This is a genomic window from Tautonia plasticadhaerens, assembly GCF_007752535.1.
Taxonomy (GTDB): Bacteria; Planctomycetota; Planctomycetia; order Isosphaerales; family Isosphaeraceae; genus Tautonia; species Tautonia plasticadhaerens.
Map to the genome: position 1 here is coordinate 8,528,066 of NZ_CP036426.1, position 18,605 is coordinate 8,546,670.

At 72.2% G+C, this 18,605-nt stretch carries 18 protein-coding genes; 11 read left to right on the forward strand and 7 right to left on the reverse strand.

Annotated elements, in window-relative coordinates:
• The first annotated feature begins 21 nt into the window (after window positions 1-21).
• The 9 genes from ElP_RS33850 to ElP_RS33890 all read left to right on the forward strand — a co-directional run bounded on the left by ElP_RS33850 (window position 22) and on the right by ElP_RS33890 (window position 9,262).
• Complete coding sequence (locus ElP_RS33850; RefSeq protein WP_145277887.1) at window positions 22-1,512, forward strand: hypothetical protein; 1,491 nt, start codon at window positions 22-24, stop codon at window positions 1,510-1,512.
• Window positions 1,513-1,526: 14 nt separating this feature from the next.
• On the forward strand, window positions 1,527-2,495 hold the full coding sequence (locus ElP_RS33855; RefSeq protein ID WP_231749361.1) for a glycosyltransferase family 2 protein: 969 nt from the start codon (window positions 1,527-1,529) through the stop codon (window positions 2,493-2,495).
• 2 nt (window positions 2,496-2,497) lie between these two features.
• Entirely contained in the window at window positions 2,498-3,274 is a 777-nt protein-coding gene (locus ElP_RS40865; RefSeq protein WP_145277891.1) for a class I SAM-dependent DNA methyltransferase, read from the forward strand.
• 52 nt (window positions 3,275-3,326) lie between these two features.
• Window positions 3,327-4,409 (forward strand): glycosyltransferase family 2 protein, encoded by a 1,083-nt coding sequence (locus tag ElP_RS33865; protein WP_145277894.1) that lies wholly within the window; start codon window positions 3,327-3,329, stop codon window positions 4,407-4,409.
• Window positions 4,406-5,077 (forward strand): serine O-acetyltransferase, encoded by a 672-nt coding sequence (locus ElP_RS41005; RefSeq protein WP_315852656.1) that lies wholly within the window; start codon window positions 4,406-4,408, stop codon window positions 5,075-5,077. Before ElP_RS33865 ends, ElP_RS41005 begins: the two co-directional genes overlap by 4 nt.
• Window positions 5,078-5,263: 186 nt before the next feature.
• On the forward strand, window positions 5,264-6,469 hold the full coding sequence (locus tag ElP_RS33875; protein ID WP_145277896.1) for a nucleotide sugar dehydrogenase: 1,206 nt from the start codon (window positions 5,264-5,266) through the stop codon (window positions 6,467-6,469).
• Window positions 6,470-6,677: 208 nt separating this feature from the next.
• Window positions 6,678-7,703: an NAD-dependent epimerase/dehydratase family protein gene (locus tag ElP_RS33880; RefSeq protein WP_145277897.1), complete on the forward strand. Its 1,026-nt coding sequence runs from the start codon at window positions 6,678-6,680 to the stop codon at window positions 7,701-7,703.
• On the forward strand, window positions 7,667-8,422 hold the full coding sequence (locus ElP_RS33885) for a class I SAM-dependent methyltransferase (protein WP_197446583.1): 756 nt from the start codon (window positions 7,667-7,669) through the stop codon (window positions 8,420-8,422). Before ElP_RS33880 ends, ElP_RS33885 begins: the two co-directional genes overlap by 37 nt.
• 75 nt (window positions 8,423-8,497) lie before the next feature.
• Window positions 8,498-9,262 carry a glycosyltransferase gene (locus ElP_RS33890; protein WP_145277899.1) on the forward strand — a complete coding sequence of 255 codons (765 nt, stop codon included), beginning with the start codon at window positions 8,498-8,500 and terminating at the stop codon, window positions 9,260-9,262.
• Window positions 9,263-9,281: 19 nt separating this feature from the next.
• Here the strand turns inward: ElP_RS33890 and ElP_RS40250 are convergent, their stop codons facing one another.
• The 3 genes from ElP_RS40250 to ElP_RS33905 form a co-directional block, all read right to left on the reverse strand.
• The gene (locus ElP_RS40250) at window positions 9,282-9,668 is read right to left on the reverse strand and encodes a hypothetical protein (protein ID WP_231749362.1); all 387 of its coding nucleotides are present in this window, start codon (window positions 9,666-9,668) and stop codon (window positions 9,282-9,284) included.
• A 249-nt stretch (window positions 9,669-9,917) separates the two neighbouring features.
• Window positions 9,918-10,685 carry a leucine-rich repeat domain-containing protein gene (locus ElP_RS33900; protein WP_145277902.1) on the reverse strand — a complete coding sequence of 256 codons (768 nt, stop codon included), beginning with the start codon at window positions 10,683-10,685 and terminating at the stop codon, window positions 9,918-9,920.
• A 130-nt stretch (window positions 10,686-10,815) separates the two neighbouring features.
• A complete protein-coding gene (locus tag ElP_RS33905; protein WP_145277903.1) occupies window positions 10,816-11,601 on the reverse strand; it encodes a DUF434 domain-containing protein in 786 nt (261 codons plus the stop codon).
• Window positions 11,602-11,912: 311 nt separating this feature from the next.
• Between ElP_RS33905 and ElP_RS33910 the strand changes: the two genes are divergently transcribed.
• Together ElP_RS33910 and ElP_RS33915 are read left to right on the forward strand one after the other, a co-directional pair.
• Window positions 11,913-12,740 carry a class I SAM-dependent methyltransferase gene (locus ElP_RS33910; protein WP_197446584.1) on the forward strand — a complete coding sequence of 276 codons (828 nt, stop codon included), beginning with the start codon at window positions 11,913-11,915 and terminating at the stop codon, window positions 12,738-12,740.
• Window positions 12,741-12,916: 176 nt separating this feature from the next.
• Window positions 12,917-14,158, forward strand: coding sequence for a DUF362 domain-containing protein (locus ElP_RS33915; protein ID WP_145277907.1), 1,242 nt, complete (start codon window positions 12,917-12,919; stop codon window positions 14,156-14,158).
• Window positions 14,159-14,315: 157 nt separating this feature from the next.
• Here the strand turns inward: ElP_RS33915 and ElP_RS33920 are convergent, their stop codons facing one another.
• The 4 genes from ElP_RS33920 to ElP_RS33935 form a co-directional block, all read right to left on the reverse strand.
• Window positions 14,316-15,518 carry a hypothetical protein gene (locus ElP_RS33920; RefSeq protein ID WP_145277908.1) on the reverse strand — a complete coding sequence of 401 codons (1,203 nt, stop codon included), beginning with the start codon at window positions 15,516-15,518 and terminating at the stop codon, window positions 14,316-14,318.
• 105 nt (window positions 15,519-15,623) lie between these two features.
• Window positions 15,624-15,926 carry a hypothetical protein gene (locus tag ElP_RS33925; protein WP_145277910.1) on the reverse strand — a complete coding sequence of 101 codons (303 nt, stop codon included), beginning with the start codon at window positions 15,924-15,926 and terminating at the stop codon, window positions 15,624-15,626.
• A gap of 45 nt (window positions 15,927-15,971) precedes the next feature.
• Window positions 15,972-16,208 carry a hypothetical protein gene (locus tag ElP_RS33930; protein ID WP_145277912.1) on the reverse strand — a complete coding sequence of 79 codons (237 nt, stop codon included), beginning with the start codon at window positions 16,206-16,208 and terminating at the stop codon, window positions 15,972-15,974.
• Window positions 16,209-16,247: 39 nt separating this feature from the next.
• Window positions 16,248-18,359 (reverse strand): PatA/PatG family cyanobactin maturation protease, encoded by a 2,112-nt coding sequence (locus ElP_RS33935; protein ID WP_197446585.1) that lies wholly within the window; start codon window positions 18,357-18,359, stop codon window positions 16,248-16,250.
• Window positions 18,360-18,605 lie beyond the last annotated feature (246 nt).

The following is an 18,605-nucleotide window of genomic DNA, read 5'->3' on the forward strand; positions in this document are numbered from 1 at the left end:
TCCACTGAGGGTATGGGATCGATGCGCAGCAGCCTGCTCCCGGTGCTCCTGGTCGCCGCGGCGGCCTCGCCGCTCTACCTGGCGTCCGCCTCGAAGATCGTCGACCACGACGTCTTCGTGATGGGGGAGGTCGCCCAGATGGTCCTCGACGGGGGGACGCTCTACGAGTCGGCCTGGGACAACAAGGCGCCGCTGGCGCTGCTGCCCTACGCCCTGCCGCTGGGGCTGGCGCCGGGGTCGTACCGGGCGGTGCAGGCGGGGCTGCTGGCGATCGTGACGCTGCAGGCGATCCTGCTCTGGGGGATGCTGCGGGGGGAGGCGGCGTGGTTCCGGGTCGGGGCCGCGGCGCTGGCGATCCTGATGCCGCTGCATGCGCCGGAGTTCGTCTGGTGGTCGTCGGAGGACGTGGCGAACCTGCTGGTGATCCCGGTGGTCGTCGGCAGCTACCGGATCGCTTCGCGGGGCGAGCTGGGCCGGGGGGCCTGCCTGGGGATCGGGGCGGGGCTGGTGCTGGGCTTCCACGCCAGGCAGACGGTCCTGCTGCTGGGCCTGGTGCCGCTGGCGGCGCTGCTCGGCTGCGGGGCCCCGGCGGCGAGGCGGCTGGGGGCGGCGGCCTGGATGGCGGCGGGGGCGGCCGTGGGCCTGGCGGCGATCGCGGCGCTGATCACCTGGGTGGGGGACTGGGGGGGGTACGTCGAGACCGTGTTCCTGGCCCCCCGGCGGTACAAGGGCCATCCCTGGAACATGATCCAGGGGATCTACGGGGCGAAGGACCGCCTGCCGGCGGCGATGATGGTGGCCTCGACGGTCGTGCTCGCGGCCCGGGGCCCGGGCCGGCCGTTCTACCTGGCGCTGGCGGCGGCATCGGCCGGGGTCGTGCTCTCGCCGATGAAGCCGTTCTACCACTACTACGAGCAGCTCACCCCGGCGCTTTGCCTGATGGTGCCGGCGGCGATCGGGAGGCTCTGCCCGCCCCGGGAGGCGCCGGTCGCGCTGGGGGCGGTCCTCGCCGCGGTGGGGCTCAACGGCGTCCTGACCTGCGGCCACCTCGGGCTGGTCAACACCGAGCTGCCGGGGACCCAGGCCCTGGGCCCGATGGACCGCGTCGTCGAGGCGATCGAGGGGCATGCGGGCGAGGACGACACGCTCTTCGCGGCGGGAGGGGCCTCGGCCTACCTGTACTTCGCCACCGACATCCCCTCGGCCAACCCCTACTTCTGGGACCTCTTCTTCACGACGAACATCCTCGGGCTGGCCCCCGTCGACCCGGAGTCGGTGTACCGGGACTACGAGGCCGACCCCCCGGACCTGCTCGTCCTGGACCGCCGGACGATGGCCCTCGCCCGGGGGGAGTCCGACCCGGGGGGGCTGGTGCGGTACGCGGCGATGCTCTCCGGCTGGCTGGAGTCGGGACGTTTCCAGGAGGTCGAGCAGGTCGAAGGCTACACGATCTTCCGGCTCCGGGGGCTCCCGGCGGCGAACGGGCCCGAGGCGGTCCGGGCCGAGCGATGAGCGCGGACGGAACCTTGGATCGCTCGCTGCTGTCGGTCGTCGTGCCGATCCTCGACGAGGAGCAGACGCTGCCGGAGCTGGGCCGGAGGCTGGAGTCGGCCGTCGTGGGTCTGGGGTTCGTCGGGTACGAATTCATCCTGGTCTCCGACGGCAGCACGGACCGCTCCGAGGCGATCATCCGGGGCCTGGTGGCCCGGGACCCGAGGTACCGGGGGGTCTTCCTGAGCCGGAACTTCGGGCACCAGGAGGCGATTTCGACGGGACTGTCGCACGCCCGGGGGGCGGTCATCGCGGTGATCGACGGCGACCTGCAGGACCCCCCGGAGGCGATCGCCGGACTGGTCGGGGCGCTGGAGGGGGGGGCGGACGTGGCCTTCGGCGTGAGGACCGGCCGGAAGGAGTCGCTGCCGGCCCGGATCGCCTACGCCGGGTTCTACCGGCTGCTCCGGGCGGTCTCGGCGATCGAGATCCCGCTGGATTCGGGGGACTTCTGCTGCATGAGGAGGCCGGTGGTCGAGGCGATCCTCGCCCTGCCGGAGCGTCGCCGGTTCCTCCGGGGGCTGAGGGCCTGGGTGGGGTATCGCCAGGTCGGCGTGGCCTACGAGCGGGCGGCCCGGCACTCGGGGACGCCGAAGTACACCCTGCGGAAGCTGGTGGCGCTGGCGTATGACGGGCTGTTCTCCTTCACGAGCCTGCCGATCCGGCTGATGCAGGCGGCCGGGTTCGTGCTCTCGGCCCTGGCGATCGCGGTGGCGGCCGGGTACGTGGCCTGGTCGTTCCTCATGCCGGAGCGGTTCCCCAGCGGGTTCGCCAGCCTGATCGTCTCGATCTGGTTCTTCGCCGGGGTGCAGCTCTTCTGCCTCGGGATCGTCGGCGAGTACGTGGCCCGGACCTGCGACGAGGCCCGGGGGAGGCCCCCAGCGGTGGTCCGGGAGGTCGTCTCCCGGGAGGCCGAGGACGACGACGGCCCGGGGGCGGGCTGACGATGCAATCCGACTACGGCGCCGTCTATTCCCGGCTCTACCGGGAGCACTGGTGGTGGCGGGCCCGGGAGCAGATCCTGCTGGACCGGCTCCGGGGGATGGGCCTGGTGGAGGGGGACGGCCTGGAGATCCTCGACGTCGGCTGCGGCGACGCCCTGTCCTTCGAGGCCCTGGGCCGTTTCGGCCGGGTCCGGGGGATCGAGGTGGACGAACAGTTGCTCGACCCGGGGGGGCCGCACCGGGCCCGGATCTCGACCCGGCCGCTGGGGGACCCGAGCTACGACGACCCGTCCTGGCGGTTCGACCTGATCACGGCCCTGGACGTGCTGGAGCACCTCGACGACGACCGGGCCTCGGCCTCGGCGATGGCGGGGATGCTGAAGCCGGGCGGCCTGCTGGTCGTCACCGTCCCGGCCTTCGAGCTGCTCTGGGACGAGCACGACGAGATCAACCACCACCGGAGGCGGTACTCGGCCGGTCGGCTCCGGGGCGTGTTGCAGGACTCGGGACTGGAGCAGATCCGCGTCGGCTACCTGTTCCGGGGGCTGTTCGCGCCGAAGCTGGCGGTGAGGCTGCTCAACTCGGGCCGGGGCCGCGATCGCAAGGTCCCGCAGCACGGGATCCCCCGGCCGTCGGTCAACACGGCGATGCAACGGCTCTGCCGGCTGGAGGACCGTTTGCTGCGCCTCCTGCCCTTGCCGTTCGGGACGTCGGTGCTCGGCTCGGCCCGGGCGCCCTCGGTCGGCCTGGAAGGGGAAGGACGCCGGGCGGTAAGCTAGGGTTCTCGCGGGCGGATGGTCGGGGGCCGGGGGCCGAGGGCGGGGGGCGCGGATGGGAGCGAGGAGCGGATCGCCGAGGGGGACGGCTGTCGGGACCGTCGAGCGGCGATCGACCGGGCCGGGGCCGGATCCGTCCGTCGGGCCGGGTCCGTCCGGGGACTCGGGGGAATGCCCGCTGCTGGTGGTGGTCGTCAACTACAAGTCGGCCGGGCTGGCGGTCGACTGCCTCGAATCGCTGGGCCCGGAGCTGGAGCAGGTGCCCGGCTCGAGGGCGTCCCTGGTCGAGAACGACTCGGGGGAGGGGGATCTCCTGGCCCGGGAGGTCGAGGGTCGGGGCTGGGGCGGTTGGGTGTCCCTGGAGCGGGCCGACCGCAATGGCGGCTTCGCGGCGGGGAACAACCGGGCGATCGTCCCGGCGCTGGCCTCGGCCGACCCGCCGAGGTACGTCCTGCTGCTGAACCCCGACACGGTCGTCCGGCCGGGGGCCGTCCGGGAGCTGTTGGCGTTCATGGACGCCCGGCCCGACGTGGGGATCGCCGGCAGCCGCCTGGAGTTCCCCGACGGCCGGGCGCAGCGGTCGGCCTTCCGGTTCCCCTCGGCCCTGGGGGAGCTGGAGGGGGGCCTCCGGCTCGGCCCGGCCACCCGGCTGCTCTCGAAATGGGTGGTGGCCCCGCCGGTCCCCGAGGGTCTCGACCCGGTGCCGACGGACTGGGTGGCCGGGGCGAGCATGATCGTCCGCCGGGAGGTGTTCGAGGCCGTCGGGCCGATGGATGAAGCCTACTTCATGTACTTCGAGGAGGTCGACTTCTGCCGGAGGGCGGCGAAGCTCGGCTGGCCCTGCTGGTACGTGCCGAGGTCGAGGGTGGTCCACCTGGTGGGCCAGAGTTCCGGCGTCACCGACCGGGCCCGGGCGAGGAGGCGACGGCCGGGCTACTGGTTCGAGTCCCGACGGCGGTACTTCCGGTCGCACCACGGCCGGGCGGCGACGGCGGTGGCCGACCTGCTCTGGGTCGTCGGCTATTGCTCCTACCGCCTCCGACGCCGGCTGGCCGGCGCACCCGACTCGGATCCCGAGCACCTGCTCCGGGACTTCGTCCGCCACTCCCTCCTGCCGACCGGGCCGAACTCGCCATGACGACCACCGGCAGCCATCCGTCACCCCCCGCCCTCGCCCCCGCCGAGGCCGACCCCCGGGCCCCGGGGGACGACCACCTGCCCCCGCTGCCCCGGGGGGACCGGGACCTGAACCCGCCGGGGATGTCGCTCTGGGCCCTCTGGCGGGAGGACTTCGAGACGCACGAGCGCCGCTGGCTGGAGCAGGGGTTCTGGGCCGTCGCCCTGCACCGCTTCGGCAACTGGAGGATGGGGATCCGGGCCAAGATCCTCCGGGCGCCGATGACCTTGATCTATTCGGTCTTGTTCAAGTTCGTCGAGTGCGCCGCCGGGATCACCCTGCCCTACACGGTGGGGCTCGGCCGGAGGGTCCGGATCTGGCACCACGGGGGGATGATCTTGCACGCCCGGTCGATCGGCGACGACGTCCACATCCGCCACAACACCACCTTCGGCGTCTCCCGACGGGGGGTGAACCGGGCGATCCCGACGATCGGCAATCGGGTGGACATCGGCTGCGGGGCCTGCGTGCTGGGGGCCGTCCGCGTGGGGGACGACGCCGTGATCGGCGCCAACGCCGTGGTGCTGCGCGACGTGCCGCCGGGGGCACTGGCCGTGGGGGTCCCGGCCCGGGTGGTGCGCCGCGGGGCCCCGGGGGACCCCGCCCCTCCCGACGTCGAGGCGCCCTGACGCGGCCGATCGCCGATTTGACAGACCGTCGAGATGGCTGCTATGCCTTCCTGTGGGACGGCCGATCCGTCGCGGAGTGGCGGGTGATCCCGGCCGGTCCGGCCGCCCCGATCTCCGTGGAATCCCCTCGAACCCCCACCCCGGAGCCGGGCCGGTCGTCGAAACCGACGGGCCTGGACTGACGCGATGGCCAACCAGGACTTCCCCTACGACGTGTGTATCGTCGGCGGCTGCGGGCATGTGGGCCTGCCGCTGGCGATCACGTTCGCCTCGAAGGGGCTGAAGGTCAACGTCTTCGACATCAACGAGAAGGCCGTCGAGACGGTCCGGTCGGGTCGGATGCCCTTCCTGGAGAACGGCGCCGAGGAGGTGCTCCGCCGGGTCGTCGGCAAGACGCTGGAGGTGGGGACGGACCCGGCCCTGGCCTCGCGGGCCGAGCACGTGGTGGTGGTCATCGGCACGCCGGTCGACGAGCACCTCAACCCGACCTTCCACACGATGCGGCGGTTCTTCCAGGGGCTGATCCCGCACCTGAGGGCCGGCCAGACGGTGATCCTCCGCAGCACGGTCTTCCCCGGGACGACGGAGAAGATCCGGGATCTGATCGCCTCGGAGAACCCGGACGTCCACGTCGCCTTCTGCCCCGAGCGGGTGGCCGAGGGGAAGGCGATGGAGGAGCTGGTGGTGCTGCCCCAGATCGTCTCCGGCTGCGACGAGCACGCCATCGAGGCGGCCTCCAGGCTGTTCGGGACGATCGCACACTCGCTGATCCGCCTGACGCCCCAGGAGGCGGAGCTGACGAAGATCTTCGCCAACGTCTGGCGGTACATCCAGTTCGCGGCGGCCAACCAGTTCTTCATGATCGCCGCCGACCACGGGCTCGACTTCTACCGGGTCTTCGACGCGCTGACGCGGGACTACCCCCGGATGTCGGGCCTGCCCCGCAGCGGGTTCGCCGCCGGCCCTTGCCTGTTCAAGGACACGATGCAGCTCTCGGCGGCCTACAACAACAACTTCGCCCTGGGCCACGCGGCGATGCTGGTCAACGAGGGGCTGCCCAACTTCCTGGTCCGGCATGCCAAGCAGCGGTTCGACCTCTCGAAGATGACCGTCGGGCTGCTGGGCATGGCCTTCAAGGCCGAGAGCGACGACCCCCGGGAGTCGCTCTCCTACAAGCTCCGCAAGCTGCTGGAGTACGAGGCCGGGGCCGTGCTCTGCAGCGACGAGTACATCAAGGACCCGGGCTTCCTGCCGGCCGAGGAGGTGGTGAGCCGGGCCGACCTGCTGTTCGTCGGCGTGCCGCACCGGCGGTACCGGGGCCTGGAGATCCCGGCCGAGACGCCCATCGTCGACGTCTGGAACCTCTACGGCCGGGGTGCGTTTCCGGGCTGAACACCCCGCCCGGCTCGGCTTGCGGCCCCGGGCGATTCCTGGCAGCATCGGGATGCGGTTCGATCGCTCGGGCGGCCCGGGCGTCGGGCCGACCGTCGAAGTGAGGCCCCCGATCCCCGACCTGCCCCGGGGATCCCCTCCCGATCCGACCGACCCGATCCGACGGCCGCCCCCGACCCGGCGAACCCCTCCCCGAGGACCCCCTCCGATGAAGATCCTGGTCACCGGCGCCGCCGGTTTCATCGCCGGCTATCTCGTGGAGGAGTTGCTCGAGGCCGGCCACGAGGTGATCGGCCTGGACAACTATTCCAAGTACGGGCCGATCGAGCACGCCTACGACCACCACGAGCGCTATACCCTGGCCAGGGGAGACGCGAAGGACGTCGGGCTCCTGAAGGACCTGCTCTCGGGCTGCGACCACTTCGTGGCGGGGGCGGCGATCATCGGCGGCATCTCGCTGTTCCACGAGAAGGCGTACGACCTGATCGCCGAGAACGAGCGGATCACCGCCGCGGCCTTCGACGCGGCCATCGCCGCCTTCGACGGCGGCGAGGGGCGGCTGAGGAAGATCACCGTGGTCAGCTCGTCGATGGTCTTCGAGAGCTGCGACGAGTTCCCCACGCCCGAGGGGGCCGAGCGGCGCTGCCCGCCGCCTGGATCGACCTACGGCTTCCAGAAGCTGGCCACCGAGTACTTCGCCCAGGGTGCCCGGGAACAATACAAGCTGCCCTACACGATCGTCCGGCCGTTCAACTGCGTCGGGATCGGCGAGAAGCGGGCCCTGGGCGATCACGAGATCATGTCGGGCAACGTGAAGCTGGCGATGAGCCACGTGGTGCCGGACATCGTCCAGAAGGTGCTCAAGGGGCAGGACCCGCTGCACATCCTCGGCGACGGCCGCCAGGTGAGGCACTACACGTATGGCGGCGACCTCGCCCGGGGCATCCGGATCGCCGTCGAGCACCCGGGCGCGACCAACGAGGATTTCAACCTCTCGACGGCCGAGTCGACCACCGTGCTCGAGCTGGCCGAGCTCGTCTGGAAGAAGATCCGGGGCGACGAGCCGTTCCGCTACGTCAGCGACGCCCCCTTCCCGCACGACGTTCAACGTCGGGTGCCCGACGTAAGCAAGGCCAGGCGCGTGCTCGGCTTCGAGGCCACCACCACCCTCTCGACCTCTCTCGACGAGATCATCCCGTGGATCGATCAGCAAATCAAGGCGGGCGGGATCTGACCGTGGCCGAGTGGCCGCCCCCCACCCCGCCGGGCCGCGGCACGCTGGAAGGCGGGCTGGACCGGCTCTATGCCGGCCGATTCAGCGACCGGGACCGTCGGGAGAAGCTCCGGCTCTGGGAGATCCTCTGCCGGTCGTTCTTCGACCGCTACGTGCCGAGCGAGGGCGCGGTGCTCGACGTGGGTGCCGGCTACTGCGACTTCGTCAACCACATCCGGGCCGCCCGCCGCCTGGCGGTGGACCTCAACCCCGACACGGCCCGGGCCGCCGCCCCCGGCGTGGAGGTGCACCAGCATCCCCTGGAGCGGCTCGACGAGGTGATCGAGCCCGACTCGATCGACCTGGCCTTCGCCAGCAACGTCTTCGAGCACCTGAGGGGGCCCGACGCGCTGCTCCAGGTGCTGGCGGCGTTGAAGGCGGTGCTCAAGCCCGGCGGCCGGCTGATGATCATGCAGCCCAACGCCCGGCTGGTGGGCGGCTCGTTCTGGGACTTCTTCGACCACACCCTGCCCCTGAGCGAGAAGGGGATGAGCGAGGCGCTGGGCTTCGCCGGCTATGAGGTCGTCGAGTGCCGGGCCCGGTTCATGCCCTACACCACCAAGAGCCGACTGCCCAAGGCCCCGTCGCTGGTGAGGCTGTACCTGGCGCTGCCGCCGGCCCAGTGGGCCTTCGGCAAGCAGATGCTCGTCGTCGCCCGCAAGCCGACGTCGGGAGCCTGAGCCGACCGGACGTCCGCCCGGCAGGAGGGCGGGCGACCGGCCGAGCCCCCCCGGACGAAGCCGAGGCCCCTGCCCATGCCCGACGACCTCCCGCAGCCCGACGCCGAGATCGACTTCGTGATGCCGGTCTACAACGAGGGGGCGAACATCGAACGCGCCCTGGAGGAGATCGATCAACAGGTCGAAATCCCCAAGCGTGTGCTGGTCGTGTATGATTTCGACGGGGACGACACCCTGCCGGTGCTCCGCCGGCTGGCGCCGAGGTATCCCTGGGTCGAGGCCGTGAAGAACGACCTGGGCAAGGGCGTGCTCAACGCGATCCGGGCGGGGATCGCGGCGACGAGGGCCGAGGTGGTGATCATCACCATGGCCGACCTCTCCGACGACCTCCGGGTGGTGCCCCGGATGGTGGAGCTGATCCGGGACGAGGGGCATGACATCGTCGCCGCCTCGCGCTACATGAAGGGCGGGCGCCAGATCGGCGGGCCGCTCTTGAAGAAGACGATGTCGAGGGTGGCCGGGGTGAGCCTCTACTGGCTCGGCGCCCTGCCGATCCACGACGCCACCAACGCCTTCCGGGCCTATCGCCGCCGGGTCCTGCTCGACTTCCCGATCGAGAGCCGGGGCGGGTTCGCCTACTCCCTGGAGATCACCGCCAAGGCCCACGCCGCCGGCCGGAAGCTGGGGGAGGTCCCCTCGACCTGGCGGGACCGGTCGGCCGGGGAGTCTCGCTTCCGGCTCCGGGCCTGGCTGCCGCACTACCTCAAGTGGTACGGCTACGCCCTCACCCACCGGCCCCCCCGCCGGGCCCGGGTCGCCGATCGGGCGGGCTCGACCTGATCGTCGGCCGTTCGCCGGGTCAAGACGTGAACGAGGGACGGCCCGCCCCGATGTCGTCTCCCGGCCGGGTCTCGACGAGGCGGCCGAGCGATCGGGCCGAGGCCCTCGTGTTCTCCTCCAGGTGGATCATCAGGCGGATCAGGGCCCCGAGCCCGACGAACTGGAGGCCCCCACCGAGCAGGCCGGTGGACCAGACCAGCACCGCCAGCCCCCCGAAGCCGGCCAGCGGGCCGGGCCGCCCCGGCGGCCCTCCCCCCATCATGGCCAACACGGCGGCGAGGCCGGAGACGAGCAGCAGCACGCCGGCCGCCATTAGCAGCGTGCCGAACAGCGAGGAGACGCCCGCGCAAAGCCGGAGGACCGGGTATCGCCGGTCGCCCGGGAGGTTCGAGGTGTGCCGATCCATGCCGAGGACCTCCGCCCGGAGCAAGGGCGTCCGGGCGACGGCGGGATCTCCAGGTGTCCTGCCGGGCCCGGACACCCGGGCATTCGTCGGCATCGGGTCGTTGTTGACCGAATCGCCCCCCCGGTTTGATTCGCCGAGGGACGGGGCGATCGGCGCCGGGCGAGCGGCGGATGACGGGGGGCGTCATGCGTGGCGCGGTCGGGGCATGACCCGACCCCGTCTCCCCTCAAGGGCATCGGCCCGGTCCGATCAGCGGACGATCCGGGCCTCGGGCTTGGCCTCCTGGAGCTTCGCCACGGCCTCGTCGCTGACCTCGGTGCCGATGAGGTAGAGGGTGCGGAGCTGGGGGAGCTCGGCCAGGGTGGCGAGCCCGGCGTCGGTGACCTTCGTCCGGCTCAGGGAGAGTTCCTTCAGCTCGGGCAGGTCCTTCAGGCTCGCCAGGCCCTCGTCCCCCACGGCGGTGCCGGTGAGGAAGAGCATGCCGAGCGACGGGATCTGCTTCAGGTGCTCCAAAGATGCCCCGGTCAGGGCGGGGGACATGATCGTCAGCGAGGAAATCTTCGGGAACTCCTTGAGCTTGGCGGCGGCCTCGTCGTTGAACTCGGGGTTGTCCACGTAGACGACGTTCACCTCGGGCAGCGCCTTGAGCTTCTCCAGCGCCTCGGCGTCGCCGCTCCAGAGCTTCGGCAGGGTGACCCGGGTGGTCTTCGGGCCGTCGTCGGGGCCCTCGACCGCCACCCCGGCGCCGAGCTTCTCCAGGTCCATGATCGCCACCTGCAGCTCCAGCTCTGCGACCCGCTTCTGCAGCTCGGCCACCTTCGCCTTGAGGGCCTCGGGCGAGTCGGGATCGGGCGCGGGCTCCTCGGCCTTTTTCTCCTCCGACCCCTCGCCCTCCTCCTTCTCCTCGTCCTGGGCCGAGGCCGCCGACGGGCCGAACGGTGCGGGGATCGTCACCAGCAGCAGCGCGGGCACGAGGGCCAGCCACCACGGGGCGAGGGCGGTCGGGGTGCGGTTCATCGGGTCGGACTCCCTGGAAGCGTCGATCGGCTTGTATTGCGGGGGAAGCGATGCGATACGGTGTGACGCCACCGGGCCTCGGACCCGGCGATGGGGCCGGGGCCGGTCGGGGGCGTCGATCGGGTTCAGGCTACTGGCCCGGTCTCCCCTCCGCAAGCGACGGCCGGGCCGGCGTCGAGGTGTCGGAGAGGTCGACCAGGCGGGCTCCCGGCACGGCTCGCTCGACCACGAACGCGGCCAGGGGGAACCAGGGGCCGCAGTGATCCAGCACCTGGGAGTCGGCCGAGGCGACGACCGCCCCGTCGTCGGGCCCGCCCGGCCGGGCGGCCAGCTCGGCGTCGGGGTCGAAGGGGAGTTCCGCGGTCCAGTCGAGGCCGGCCTCGGCCGCGAAGTCGAGGAGGATCCCCCGGAGCCGGCCGCTGTTGGAGACCGGGCGGTCGAGCAGCCAGCAGCAGGGGCCGACCCCCAGCCCGGCCAGGGCCTCGCCGATCCGGGCGATCGCCGGCCGGGTCTCCTCGACGCGTCGATAGGTCCCGTGCATCCCGGCGATGTCCCGGAGCGACCCGTCCCGGCCCCGGATCACCACCGCCCCGCCGAGCGCCGCCTCCACGGTCGTCAGCACGTTGAACCCGTCGATCCGCAGGGGCCGGCCCCGCAGCGTGCCGGGCCCCAGGCGTCGCCGGAGGCGATCGGCGAGCCGGTCGTCGGCGCAGCTCGACCGCATCACGGCCTTCCGCTGACGCTCGGCCAGCCGGTGGCGATCGCCGACCAGCTTCAGGCTCGACGCCTCGGCATATCCCCTCCCGAGCAGCCAGGAGAGATCCGCCACGGCCCCTCGCATCGGGGGGATCGCACCCGGGGCGAAGAGGGCTTCGTCCCGGGGATCGGGCCCTCGGTGGGATCGGGAGTCGGGCATCTCGGCGGCCCTCCGGGCGGCTCATCGGTGGGGATGGGGGGAGGCAGTCCGGGGATGGCGGATGGTCGATGGAATCATTGCCGCGATGGCGGTCCCCGGGGCCGCCCGGCGATCCCACCTCGCATTCTAGGCCATCCCCGGCCGGGTCCCGCACGGGGCCCCTCCCCCCGGCCTCGGCCCCGGACACCTCGGCACCGGGTCGGCACCGGGATTGCTCGGCGATCGACCCGGCGACGCGCCGAAGTCCCCGGTCAATGCCGATCCGACTCCCCCTCCCCGGCCGGTGCGTCGTCCCGGAGGATGCCCCCGTCATGGCCGAATCGGACGAGATCCCTCCCTATCAAAACGCACTCGGGGCGTTCCACGACGCATTTGCCGACGAGTTGAAGGCGATGGTCGACACCCTGCCGATCCGGGACGGCGACCGGGTGCTCGACCTGGCCTGCGGCGACGGCCGATTCTCCCGATGGCTGGCCGACCGGGTCGGGCCGGGGGGGTTCGTGGTGGCGCTGGACCTGAGGCCGAGCTACCTGGAGCTGGCCCGGGGGACGGTCTCCGCGGGCCCGGGGGCCGACCGGGTCGCGTTCGTCTCGGCCGACGCCTTCCGCCCCCCCCTGCCCGACGGGGCGTTCGACCTGGCGTGGTGCGCCCAGAGCCTCAGGAGCCTGCCCGACGCCGTCGGCCTGCTCCGGGGCATGGCCCGGCTGGTCCGCCCGGGGGGCAAGGTCGCGGTCCTGGAGGAGGACGCGATGCACCACCTGATCCTCCCCTGGCCCGAGGACCTGGAGCTGGCCGTCCGGCGCGCCGAGCTGGAGGCGCTGGCCGACTCCATACAACTGCCCCGCAGCTACTACGCCGGCCGACGCCTGCCGCGGATCGCCGCCGAGGCCGGGCTGGAGGACGTCTCTGTCTGGACCCGGGCGATCGACCGCACCGCCCCGCTGTCCGGGGCCGAGCGGGCCTTCCTCCGCCTGGAGCTGGCCGCCCTCCGGGAGCGGTCGGCCGATCGACTCGACCCCGACGAGCTGGCCGTCTTCGACCGCCTCGCCCTACCCGATTCCGACGCCTACCTGCCCGACCGCCCCGACTTCGCCCTGACCTGCATCGAACGCCTGGTCGTGGGCACCGTCCCCTCCTGAGGCCGGGTCGGGCCGAGACGGCGGGGGCCGGACCGGGTACAATCGACGAGTCGGGCGATTCCATCTGCGGTCATGCGTGGGTCGTCGCGTGCGAGGTCTCGATCGGCCCGTGACCTCCCGGCGGTCCGGCCCGACCCGGGACTCATCCCGGCGAGCGATGCCAAGGAGCACCGATCATGAGAGACGGACACCCCTGCGGCGGGATGAGGCGTCGGCGGTTCCTGGCGGGGGCCGCGGCGGCGGCCTCGGCGATGCCGATGCTGGGGGCGACGCCGGCCCCCTCCTCGAGCCGATCGGCCCGGCAGGACGACGGCGCGGCCCCCGCCGAGCCCGACGGCCGCCTCGGCGTGCCGGGGCCCTACCCCGGCCGGGTGATCGAGGCCCGCAACCCGGGCATGATCCGGGGCGGCGAGAAGGACCGGGACGCCATCCGGGCAACCCTAAGCCGGGGCCTGACCGAGCTGACCGGAGCCGACGACGCCGTGGAGGCCTGGCGACGCTTCTTCGAGCCCGGCGACGTGGTCGGCATCAAGGTCGTGCCCAACGGCCACCCCCAGCACCCGACCTCCCCCGAGCTGATCCTGGAGGTCATCGAGGGGCTGGAGGCCGCGGGCGTCAAGCGCAAGGACATGGTCGTCTTCGACCGGTATGAATCCGAGTTCCTCGACGCCGGCTACCAGGACATCCTGCCCGACGGCGTCGCCTTCGGCGGCCTGACGGCGAAGGAGGGGGACCCCTCGCAGTTGAAGCTGGAGTTCGAGGGGGGGGAGGGGATCTCGGGGTACGACCCGGACGAGTTCGTCGAGATGAACCTCGTCAGTTCCGGCCACGACCCGAAGGACGACCGCGCCTATCGGTCCCACCTGGGCCTGCTGGTGACCCGACGGCTGAACAAGGTGGTCTGCCTGCCCTGCCTGAAGGACCACGGGGCCTCGGGAGTGACCGGCTGCCTGAAGAACATGAGCCACGGCTTCGTGAACAACGTGGAGCGGTCGCACTCCTCCCCCTGGGCGAACGCGACGAACACGTTCATCCCGTCGATCGTGCGGCACCCGATCATCCGGGAGAAGTGCGTGTTGCAGATCCTGGACGGCATCCGGGGCATCTGGCAGGGCGGCCCGTTCGGCCGCAGCCCGGAATACGCCTGGGATTACAACGCGCTGCTCGTCGGCACGGACCCGGTGGCGATCGACCACGTGGAGTGGGACATCATCGACGCCAAGCGGCAGGAGAGGGGCGTGCCCGGCGTCGGCGCCGTCGGCCGGCTGGCCGCCGACCCGTTCGACCGCGAGGGGTTCGACGTCCGGCAGCCGCAGCACATCGCCCTGGCCGGGAACCTGGGCCTGGGGTATTTCGACTACCGCTCCCCGCTGGGGAGGCGGAAGTCGATCGACCACCGGGTCGTCCAGGTCGGCTGAGCGTCGGGCGACGGTCCCGATCGGCCGCCGAGGCGGCCGATCGGGATCCGGGCGGGGGGCGTTCCCCGGCATGATGCACGTCACCCGGGGCGTCGCGGCCGGGGCGAGGGCGGCACGCCGGGGCCTCAGGGCGTCAGTCTCGGGCCCTGCCCGCCGATCATTGGGGGGCGGCCTGGACGGTGACGCCCCAGATCTGGATCAGCCCCGGATTGAGGTGCAGCGTGACGACCAGGTTCCCGGAGGAGTCCAGCTCGTAGGACGACGTGTGCGTCGCGGAGGCGCTGGCCGAGAAGAAGGGCCAGACCCCGAACGACGCCTTGGTCTTGATCGTCTGGAGGTCGGACTGGTTATAGCTGGCGTGGCTGGTGATCGTCAGGTCGTAGCCGCTGACGAGGACCAGCTGCGAGACCCGCCTCGCCAGCGAGCCGTCCGGCTGCCCGAAGAACGAGTCCCACTGGTTCGGGCTGGAGCTCGGGGCCCAGACCGTGTTGTCGTTCTTGGCGTTGTAGGCGCGGGAGAACTCGCCCGAGGCGAACCAGCTCCCCGCGTTGACGGGCAAGGTCGCGTACTTGTTGACCGTGCCGGTGATCGAGAAGGCGCTGGAGGCGGCCTTGGTGTTGAGCTGGTCGAAGCTGCCGCTGACGCCCCCCGAGAAGATGTCGTAGAAGCCGGTCGCGGACCCCTCGGCGGTGGTCTGCGTGAGGGTCGAGTTCATGGACTCGGTGTCGAAGTCGATCCCCAGGGGGCCGCCGCCGCCGTTGATCGCGGCCGTGGCGGCCGTGTTGGTGCAGGAATATCGGTAGAGCGAGTAGGAGGTGCCGTCGCTGGCCGAGAACTTCTGCTTGGCGGCCGGGTCGTTGTAGGCGTTGAGGGCGCCGTTGAGCGGGGTGTTGTCCTGCTCGTCGTATGCCGTCATGGCCGGCCCGACCTGGTTGGGGTCGAGGTTCTGGTTGGCCCACTGGGTGAAGAGCTGCTTCTGCGTCTTGTCGGAGTCGGGGTTCTTCGCGAAGTAGGACTTCCTGTAGTCGAGCCAGTTGGTGTACATGTCCCCGAGGGCCGTCTGGAGGTTCGCGCCGCCGGTCTCGGGCAGGAGCGCGAAGAGGAGGCCCCCGTACGCCGAGGAGCGCTTGGAGATGCCGCCGGAGTCGAAGTAGGCGACGCTGGCCGAAGGCGGCACGGCGTCGCCCATCAGGAATAGCCCGCTGGAGTCGGCGGTCTGGAGCCCGAGCGTCCCCTGGGCGAGCATGAAGGTCTTCGGGTCGAGGTTCATGGCCTGCGCGAGGTAGTTGTACCAGCCGGCGTTGTTCTTGACCACGATCTGCTCGACGTCGCTGCCGCTGGTGGTGGTGAGGGTGCTCATCGTCGTCGTCCTTCGTTCACAGGGTGCAAAGACGCCCGCCCGACGCCCGGGCGGGCCGAGATCGCTACAGGGATGCCGAGGTCGCCCCGCCCTCGGGGCCGGCGGTCAGCAGGGGTCGCCGACGCCGCAAGGGTGGGTCGACTGGGTGATCGCCCCGCCGGCCTGCGTGCACTGGGCGGCGTGGGTGGTGACGGCCTGGTTCTTCGCGGCGGTGCACCCGGCATGGGTGTTGGCCACGCAGACGGTATCGTCCGCCGTCCAGAGGACGTTGGCCCCCTTCCTGCAGACCGCCATCCCGGTCACCATGTATCTCCTCGATGGGCCGACGTGCCCGCCGGGGGAGGCACGGGCGGAGGGGGGGCGGGCCGAGGCCCGGTCGATCCCGGGGGCCTGGAGAGGGAGTCTCATGATCATGCTCCGGATGGGTTCGGGTGGGCGGGCCCGGGCGGGCCCCTAGGATCCGCAGCCGAAGACCGCGCTGCCGCAGTACGGGAAGCCGTCCGCCTCGCGGCAGCACATCTGGCTGCGGGCGTTGCAGGTGATCGAGGCGTTGCTGTGCTGGCCGCTGCCCCAGCAGGTCTCGAACTGGGGCCGCTGCCCGGGGGGGGCCGACGGGGCGAGCCGCCCGCCGGGCGGCCCCGGGGGGGCACCTTGCCGGGGGACGGGGGGGGATTGGGGTGGGACTCGCAACGGATCCTCCTCGTGGGTTGGGGTCGAAACGGGCCCGGTTCAGTACACTTCCCATCGGCGGACCTTGCCGATCGTCACGGGAAGCACGTCGCTGACGTCGACCGTCAGGCGGTACACCCGCCGCGCCACGTCCTGGCGGCGCGTCGGGTGGAAGAACGTCAGGTTGACGTCCCAGCAGTCCGACCCCGGGCGGGACGACGGGCTCCGCTCGACGTCGATGCGGTCGAGCCTCAGGTCGTCCTTCAGGGAGTCGGAGTAGACGAATCGCAGCTCGAAGGCGTTGGTCGCGGCGTAGTTGATGGCGCGGTCCCTCGGCTGGATGCCGAGGTTGCGGATCTCGTAATAGACGCGGTCCAGGAAGTTGGCGACCGCCCCGGCCTGGGCCTCGTCGGCCGTCCGTTTCCCCTCGCCCGCCCCGGGGTCGCCCAGGACCTCCCGGACGAGGGCGGGGGTCGACCAGCTGAACATCCCGCGCAGCTCGGGGGCGATGACCGGGACCTCCTGGCCGTTGAGCAGCCGGGCCGACCCGGAGAGCACGCCCGGGATCGACACGCGCTCGACGCCCTCCTCGAGCTGCCCCCGGAGGAACTCGACCATCCTCGCGTATCCGTCGGCGGCGAACGCCCCGGCCGGGCGGAGGGCGTAGGCGGTCGAGCCCTCCAGGCCCAGGGTCCAGGTGATCGCCTCCGCCGCGAAGCGGTCCCGGCCCAGGTAGTCGACCAGGGTCGTCGGGTCCAGCAGGTTCCGTCCGGACTGCTGGAGCAGGGAGTCGCGGCGGGCCTCCGAGCCGAAGTCGTAGCCGATCTGCCCGAGCGCGTAGACCGGACCCGGACCCGGTGCCGGTGCCGGCCCTGTCGAGCAGCCGCAGGCCGAGGGGGAGACGCCGACCGGGGCCGTCGGCCGCATCCCGACCGGCGGCCCCAGGCCACCGGCCCCCTCCCAGGCCGGGCCCCGGGGGGCCTCCCCGCCGCCCTCGACGGGAGGGATGATCGACGGCGGGGGATCGGCCGGACTCTCGTCGACCCGGCCCTCCGAAGCGGCGTGCTGCGCGGACTGGTTCATGTTGCTCTCCGTGTTCGCTGGGAGATCCGGGATGACTTCCGTCCCGAGGGGGACGATGCCGGGGAGCCCCGAGCCCCCCGGGGGCGTGGCCGACGGCGGCCCGCCCCGGGGCCCCGTCCCCCCGCCTCGGGCGACCGGGGGGCTCGCGATCGCCGGGGGGAGCCGGGCGGGCCGCCGCCGGGGTGCCAGCCTGGCCAGGGCCGCCCCCAGGTTGAGGTGCCCGCGGAGGGAGGCCCGGCAGCCTCCCGGGGCGGCCGACGGGTCGCACGGCGTCGACGTCTCCAGGATCACCTGGCGGACCCGCAGCGGGTCGGCCGGCTCCCCCCGGCGGATCAGCAGGCTCAGCAGCAGCGCCGCGACCCCCGAGACCACCGCGGCCGCGTCGCTGGTCCCCCCGGACCGGGAGACGAGCCCGCCGGGCTCGGCCACCGGCAGCCCCTCCCCGATGGCCAGGATCCCGTTGTGCAGGTAGCCGTCGCCCCAGTTGCTGAAGGCGAGCGGCCGGCCGTCGAGGGACGACGCCCCCACGGCCAGCACCGAGGGCTCGCCGGCCGGGGTGTGGATGCAGTCGCAGCCGTCGTTGCCGGCCGCCGCGACGATCAGCACCCCGGCGTCGGCACACCCCCGGACCGACCGGGCCAGCGCGGGGTCCGCCGCCCCGGCCTCCACCCGCTGGCCGCCGCTGACGTTGATGACCGTCGCCCCGGAGGCCACCGCGAGGTCGAGGGCCCGGGCGAGGTCGCCCTGCGAGCAGGACGCCGGGGCGGCGGGCCCGGGGCCGTAGATCGGGATGAGGACGCCCCGGCAGCCCGGGGCCAGGCCGCAGGCCGGCCCCCCGTGCCGGCCGAAGATCAGGCTGGCGATCCGGGTCCCATGCCCCCCGGCCGCATTCCCCACCGCCGGGCGCCCGGGGATCAGCTCGACTTCGCTTAAATACGCGCCGTGCAAACAGGGGTGCGATCGGTCGACCGGGCCGTCGAGGACGGCCACGCAGACGCCGGGGTCGCCGCGCGTCTCGCACCAGATTTCCCCCAGGGGGGCGAGCGCGGCGAGCAACGCGCCGCAATCGTCGGCGGGGAATCTCCTCATCAACGCGGCCCCGTCATGCGAGGTTCCGGACGCCGGACGCACCGGAATCCGCCGGCCCGAGTGCGGGGAAGGCCCGCAACCGGCGGCCGGGCCGGGGCCGGTCGCACACCGCCGGAGGCCGCCAGCGATCCGAGATGCTGGCGCCCTAAAATTGCAAAAAAGAAAATCTCTTTGGATTGGCGACATGAACATTTTTCAGGTTTGCGCCATATCCGATATCATCTATATCCGCCGCGTTGCGGGGAG